5 protein-coding genes are annotated in these 6422 nt (G+C 67.7%); 3 read left to right on the top strand and 2 right to left on the bottom strand.

What is annotated here, in order from left to right:
• Positions 1 to 410 precede the first annotated feature (410 nt).
• Together ACZ4WQ_RS43115 and ACZ4WQ_RS43110 are read left to right on the top strand one after the other, a co-directional pair.
• A complete protein-coding gene (locus ACZ4WQ_RS43115) occupies positions 411 to 1451 on the top strand; it encodes a cupin domain-containing protein (protein ID WP_311721590.1) in 1041 nt (346 codons plus the stop codon).
• A 40-nt stretch (positions 1452 to 1491) separates the two neighbouring features.
• The gene (locus tag ACZ4WQ_RS43110) at positions 1492 to 2721 is read left to right on the top strand and encodes an Nramp family divalent metal transporter (protein ID WP_311721591.1); all 1230 of its coding nucleotides are present in this window, start codon (positions 1492 to 1494) and stop codon (positions 2719 to 2721) included.
• A 58-nt stretch (positions 2722 to 2779) separates the two neighbouring features.
• Here the strand turns inward: ACZ4WQ_RS43110 and ACZ4WQ_RS43105 are convergent, their stop codons facing one another.
• Together ACZ4WQ_RS43105 and ACZ4WQ_RS43100 are read right to left on the bottom strand one after the other, a co-directional pair.
• Complete coding sequence (locus ACZ4WQ_RS43105; protein WP_311721592.1) at positions 2780 to 3349, bottom strand: hypothetical protein; 570 nt, start codon at positions 3347 to 3349, stop codon at positions 2780 to 2782.
• Between the two features lie 143 nt (positions 3350 to 3492).
• Entirely contained in the window at positions 3493 to 4488 is a 996-nt protein-coding gene (locus ACZ4WQ_RS43100) for a LacI family DNA-binding transcriptional regulator (protein ID WP_358843418.1), read from the bottom strand.
• 278 nt (positions 4489 to 4766) lie between these two features.
• Here ACZ4WQ_RS43100 and ACZ4WQ_RS43095 point away from each other — a divergent pair, with 278 nt between their 5' ends.
• On the top strand, positions 4767 to 6368 hold the full coding sequence (locus ACZ4WQ_RS43095; protein WP_398372709.1) for a hypothetical protein: 1602 nt from the start codon (positions 4767 to 4769) through the stop codon (positions 6366 to 6368).
• Positions 6369 to 6422 lie beyond the last annotated feature (54 nt).

The following is a 6422-nucleotide window of genomic DNA, read 5'->3' as shown; positions in this document are numbered from 1 at the left end:
GGTGGCTGGCTTTGCGGGAAGCGATCAGTTGGCAGATGGGAAGCGATCTTTAAAGGAACGCGAAGCCGCTGGCAGAGGACACTCGTGAACAGCCCGAGTACGTGAATGCCCCTCGCCGACGGGGGATGCGGCGAGGGACACGTCCAGTGTGGCACGACATAAGCATCGAAGTGCCCGATCCGGGCGATACACATCGCATATATCTACAAGCGGAGCCCGACCATGTCCTTCGCCTCGGCGGCGGTGGCCCACCGGTACCAAGGGCGAAGATCACCGACAGAGCCAAGCCGAGCACGGATCCGTTTCGTGTCACCCGGACGCCTTCCACGGCTGTCTGCTGTCCCTGACCTGTGCGAAGTTCGATTCGGGCCTCGGGGAGTATTCCATCCGGCAGACGAGTGAGGAGAGCAATGTCGACAGGCTCGCCATACTGGGTGTCCCTTACCGCGGCCGAAGCGGCGTTTCAGAGTGACCTTGGCAGTGTTCAGGTAGTCGATGGGCAGAGCCTGCCGATCCTCAGCCGACTGTCCATCAAGCGTGTGGTTCTCGCGCCCGGGGCGGTTCGTGAACCGCAGTGGAACGTCAACGCGAACCAGTTGGCTTACGTCGTCAGCGGCGAGGTGCTGGTCTCCTTGCTGGCGAACGGGGGACAGTTCGCCTCCTTCGTGGTCGGCGAAGGACAGATGTATCACGTGGAGTCCGGAGCGGTTTACCACATCGAGAACCTGGGCTCGGCGGATGCCGAAATCATCATCGCCCTGCGGAACGAGCGGCCCCAGCACTTCTCCCTGCGCGACAGCCTGTCGGCCATGACCAACCCGGTACTCGGCAACACCTATGACCTGCCGAGTACGGCGTTCGCCGCCTTCGAGCGGGCACCCGCGGAGCAGATCTTCGCCCGCCGGGGCAGCATCACGGTCGATCCCACCCAGAAACTACCGAACGCCCGTCTCTTCGACGTCGCGGGTCAGCACGCCCCTCTGTCGTACGCGTACGGTTCAGCGAGCCTGGCGCGCAAACAGTTCTGGGCAGCCCTCGACGACATCTCGATGTATTCCCTGCGGATCAAGGAAGACGGGATGCGGGAGCCTCACTGGCATCCGGTCACCGCCGAGATGGGCTACGTCGCCAAGGGGCGAGCGCGCATGCGCGTACTGGCACCCGACGTCACTCTCGGCGAGTACGAACTGGGTCCGGGCGATGTGTACTTCGTGCCACGCGCCTACCCGCACCATATCGAGGTCCTGGACGACGGGGGCTTCCACTTCCTCATCTTCTTCGACCAGCCGACGCCCGGCGATGTCGGCTACCGGGCGACCGCGACGGCGTTTTCCCGTGAAGTGCTCGCCGGTACCTTCGGCATCCCGGAGCGGGAACTGCCTCAGTTCCCCTTCACACCGCAGGACCCTCTCATCGTCCCCAGACGCAACCCCATCGGCGCCACCGAATGACACGGCGCAGAACCCGATGTGAGCACCAGGGCCGGCGCGGATGACCATCGTCAAGGCTTCTTCCGCACAGCGTCTCGACGACCGGGCCGCAGTTGCCGCCTCCTGGCGCATCGGTCCGGCCTTCGTGGCCGCAGTCGCCTACGTCGACCCAGGGAACGTCGTCACCAATGTGGCCGCAGGTGCCAGCCATGGCACAACCCTGCTCTGGGTCGTCGTACTGGCGACACTGGTGGCCGGGCCGGTGCAGTACCTTGCCGCGAAGCTCGGTGCGACCACGGGGAAGAGCCTGCCCGAGCTGATCGCCGACCGGTGCAGCCGACCGGTCCGGTTGGCCTACTGGCCCCAGGCCGAGGCCGTGTCCATCGCCACCGACCTCGCCGAAGTGCTCGGAGCCGCGATCGCGCTGCACCTGCTCTTCGGCATCCCTCTGCCGCTGGGCGGGCTGCTGGCCGCCGTTGCGGGCGCCGTCCTGCTGGCCGCAGGCGACCGCTTCGGACCATGCTTCCTCCGGAATGTCGCAGTCGTCTCCCTCGCCCTCATCGCGGGCGCCTTCATCTTCTGCCTGCTCGCCCGTCCGCCCGGTCTCGATGAGCTCGGCGCGGGACTCATTCCCTCGCTGGAAGGCGATGGTGTCCTGGTCCTTGCCGCAGGCATCGTCGGAGCCACGATCATGCCGCACGCGGTGCACATTCACAGCGCACTCGCTCGAGACCACCGTCGGCTGTCCGCTCACCGGACCGACGTGGCTCTGGCGATGCTCGTCGCCGGGACGACCAATGCCGTCATGCTCCTCGTCGGTGCCGGCGCCCTCCAGGGGTCCACCAGCGGTGGCTTTGGCGCCATCGCCACCGACGTGGCCGCCCGCATCGGGTCCGCCGCCCAGTTGGCATTCCTTGTCGCGCTACTCGTCAGCGGCGTGACATCCACGGTGGTGGGAACTCAAGCGGGCGCTGTCGTGACAAGCGGGCTTCTCCGCCGCAGTGTCCCGCTCTGGGCACGGCGCTGCACGACCGTCCTTCCCGCCGTCGTTCTGCTCGCCCTCGGCGTCTCCCCGGTCACCCTGCTCATCACCAGCCAGGTCGTCCTGGCTATCGGACTCCCCCTGGTTCTTGTCCCCCTGGTCGCCGCCACGTCCTCCCCACGCGTCATGGGTACAGCCGCGAACACCCGCCCACTGGCGATCACCATGGTCGCAGCAACAACGGCGGTGATCTGCCTGGACGTGTCCCTTCTCGTGCAATTCGTGCAGGGCTGCCTCCAGGCCGGGTAGCGTGCGACGCCGGAAGGCACCGCGCATCACGCGGTGCCTTCCGGCGAGTCCGATCGGATCAGGCGTTGAGCAGGAGCCAGCCCCCGAGGCCGCTGCACATGCTCGCGTTGTAGGCATCGGTGCGGAAGCCGGGCGGTATGGGCACGCCGGGGCAGATGTACTGGCCGGCGCGGGCCTGGACCTGCAACCACGAGCCGATGTTGCCGCAGCCGGTGTTGATGTGGGCGGTGAGCACGTAACCGGTGGGAATCGGCGAGCCCGCACAGACCCACTGGCCGTCGCGGGCCAGTTGCATGAACCAGGTGTCGATGTTTGCGCCGCACCCTTGGGCGGTGTGGAGCGTGAGTACGTAGCCGGTGGGGATCGGCGAGGTGGCGCAGACCCAGATCCCGTCCTGCACGGGCTGTATGTACCAGGAGCCGGCACCGTTGCACCCGCTCGCGTTGCGGAAGGTGACCACGTAATCCGGCGGGATGGGGGTGCCGGGGCAGACCCATCCGGGGGACGCCGCCTCAGTGGCGGCTGCGACCGGCGCCGCACTTGCCGTGCCGGCGGTCGCGCCGGTGAGGGCGGCCACCAGCAGCGCGACCACACCCACCGCGGCGGCGAGCCGACTTCGGACCGTCACCACCAAGGAACGACCGATAAAATCGCGAAACTTATTCTTCACACTTCACACCTTTCCAATCGATTGATTTCGCGAAGCGCCGCACGGTGTTGTGCGGCACTGAGCTGTGGAAGGGGAATGCGGCCATTCCTTCGGGGCTGGGCTCAGCTTCTGACGTTGAGGTTCGGTTCGAGCAGCATCCGCTGGTGCCGCGCGCCCACGCGGTCGGTGAGCTGCTGATGCAGCAGCCGGAAGCAGTGGCCCGCGGCCTCTTCCAGCGGCTGGACCACACTGCTGATGCCCAGCGCCAGAGCGGCGGCGGTGTCGTCAAAGCCGACGAGCGCGAGGCTGCGGCCTGTTTCGAGGTTCCGCCTGGCAGCGCCGACGGCGATCGAGTCGGACACGCAGACGGCGGCCGTCACGTCCGGGTGTTCGTCGGCGAGCTGGTCGGCCATGGCGGCGCCGTTCTCGATGGTGTCCGCCCTGTTCAGAGAGATGAACTCGGCAGCCGGACTTTCGGCCAGCGCGCGCCGCCAGCCCGACTCGCGGTCGTCACCGACTCCGGCCGAGTCGTCCCAGCCGAAGAACGCGATCTTGCGATGCCCGGCGTCGAGCAGATGGCGCGTGGCGGCGTAGGTGCCGGCCGAGCCGTCGACGTCGACCCAGGAGTGCTCGGGTGCGGGTGACCAGGACCGGCCGAAGGCGACGAAGGGAATGCCACGTTCGGTCAGCCATCCGATGCGCTGGTCGTAGCGGTGGGTGGCGACCACCACCACACCGTCGAGGTTCAAGGTGGCCAGCAGGTCCTTGTAGGTGGCGATCTCCTCTTCGTCGCTGTCGGCCACGAAGACGATCAGGTGGTAGTTCTCGGTCCGCGCGGCGGCGCACAGGGCGTGGGTGAACCGCTCCAGGGCGAGGCCGCTGACCCCTTCGGGGGCCGATGTGATCCGGACCGCGATCGCCTGGGACCGGTCGGTGCGCATGCTCCGTGCCGCGAGGTGGGGCCGGTAATCCAGCGCGGCGATCGCCTCCTCGACGCGCTGCCGGGTCTCCGACGCCACCATCTCCGGCGTGTGCAGGAAGTTGGAGACGGTCTGCCGGGAGACGCCGGCGTACTCCGCGACCGACGTGATCGTCGCCCTCCCGGTCTTCCTCGCCACCGTTACGACTCCCCTCAGCTTCTTTTCGATTGGAACGTGCAAGCAGCGGACTTGAACGTTCAAAATCGTGGTTTGCACGTTCAAGTCGAACAGGCATCAGTGTCATGTGACGGATCTGAACGTGTCAATGCGTCGTGCGCACCCAGTCGAAATCCGGCGACCGTCCTCGAGGTACCCGCCCAGGCGCTGTCCGCGCGTTCGTACCCTCCCCGAGCAGGTGCGGAGACGTTGGGAGAGAGCTTCTCGCGCAGTCGGCGTGTCCTTGACATGATCAGCAGATGTATCGCATACGTCGTCTGGGCGCGGCCCTGGCCGTTCTGCTCGGCGCCGGTGCCCTGCTCGCGCCCGCAGGCTCGGCCCAAGCAGCGGGACCGGCCGTCGAGTTGGACGTGCCGAAAACGGCGTACCTGCCCAAGCGCGGGACCAGCCCCACCGGCGGCCTCCGTCTCTGGCTGGCCCCGCAGCCGGGCGCGGGTCGCGCGACGCAGTCCGATGTGACGCTGAAGGTCGACGCGTCGGACCTGGACAGTGTCGCCCGAATCCGCACCCGCCGTGAGTGCGGAGATCACGCCATGGGCGCGACCGACGTCGTCGACTGCGCTTTGGGCACCCTCACGCGCGGCAAGGACAACTACCCGGACGCCGTCTACATCGAGGCCGTCCCCGGAGCGCGCCTCGGCAGTCACGGCACTATCCGCTACACCTTCAGCGCCCCTGGAGCCGAGGATGTCGTCTTCGAGACGGACGTACGGATAGAGGGACCCGACCTGCGCCCGCGCAAGGAGAAGCCTCGTGAGGGCGACGCGCCCGGCGCGAGCTTCGGCTTCAAGCCGCAGATCCGCAACGCCGGCGCGTTCCCCGCCCAAGGCTTCGGCCTGACCATCAGAAGCCCACGTGTCGCCTTCGCCAGGCAGTACGGCAATTGCCGGTACGGGCCCGAAGGCGCCTCAACCTCCGCTGACTGCTGGTTCGATCAGCGGATCGAGCCGGGCCAGGCGTACGAGGTCGTCGAGCCCATCTCCGTCGCCGTGCCGGACACGATGGTGAACGGCAGTTTCACCTACAAGCCGTACCTCCAGGGCATGACCGGAAACGCCGAGGAGGATCTGGGCGCGACCGGCACCGACCCGGGCTTGCGGCCGGGCACGGGCCCCGAGCTGAAGGTACGTCCCGTCGACACCCCGGCCGACGCCTTCACCGACAGGTTCGGCCTCGGTGAGGTCCGGCTCCACACCTCACAGACCGCCGACCTACAGGTGCGCGCCGACGCGATCGAGGGCACGACAGGCAGCACCGCCGAGTCCACGTTCCATGTGCGCAACGCCGGACCGGGCCGGATCTCGGGCACGAGCCTGCGCATCACGGTGCCCGAGGGCCTGAGCGTCGTGGCGCCCACGCCGCCACCCGACCCCGACAACGAGCTGGAATGGGAGTGGGAGTGCTCCCGCATCGAGGAGCGCGTCTACCTCTGCGGCCCTGACAACCCCCTGGAGCCGGGCGACACCTGGGAGACGACCCTCGAGTTCCGCATCGACCGGAACGTACGCGGAGCCAGGGGTCTGCTCGAAGCGGTCCACGATCCTGAGCGGCCCGCGAACGACCCGAAGAAGTCGAACGATTCGGCACCCATCGAAGTACGCGCCACCGGGGGCCCATGGGTCGAGCCCACCGAGCCGAACCCGAAGCCGGCATCGGCCACCGGGGACAGCGAGGGCAAGGACGACTCCATGCTCTTGGTGATGGCAGTGGTGCTCGGCACGGTCCTCGGGGGCGGTGCGCTGGCATTCGCACTGCGTGCGAGGGCGGCCCGACGCAAGGCGGTACCGGAACCCACTGGTCCGACGGGACACGGGGAGACGTCGGGCCCGGATGAGACCTGACCGTTTCTCCGCGCCGCTTCTTCCTGCGGCGGTTTGGCGCGACCACATTGTTGG

It is taken from the genome of Streptomyces sp. NPDC028305, from assembly GCF_055569495.1.
The sequence above is the reverse complement of the archived record's forward strand: the minus strand, read 5'-3'. Positions and strand labels throughout refer to the sequence as shown.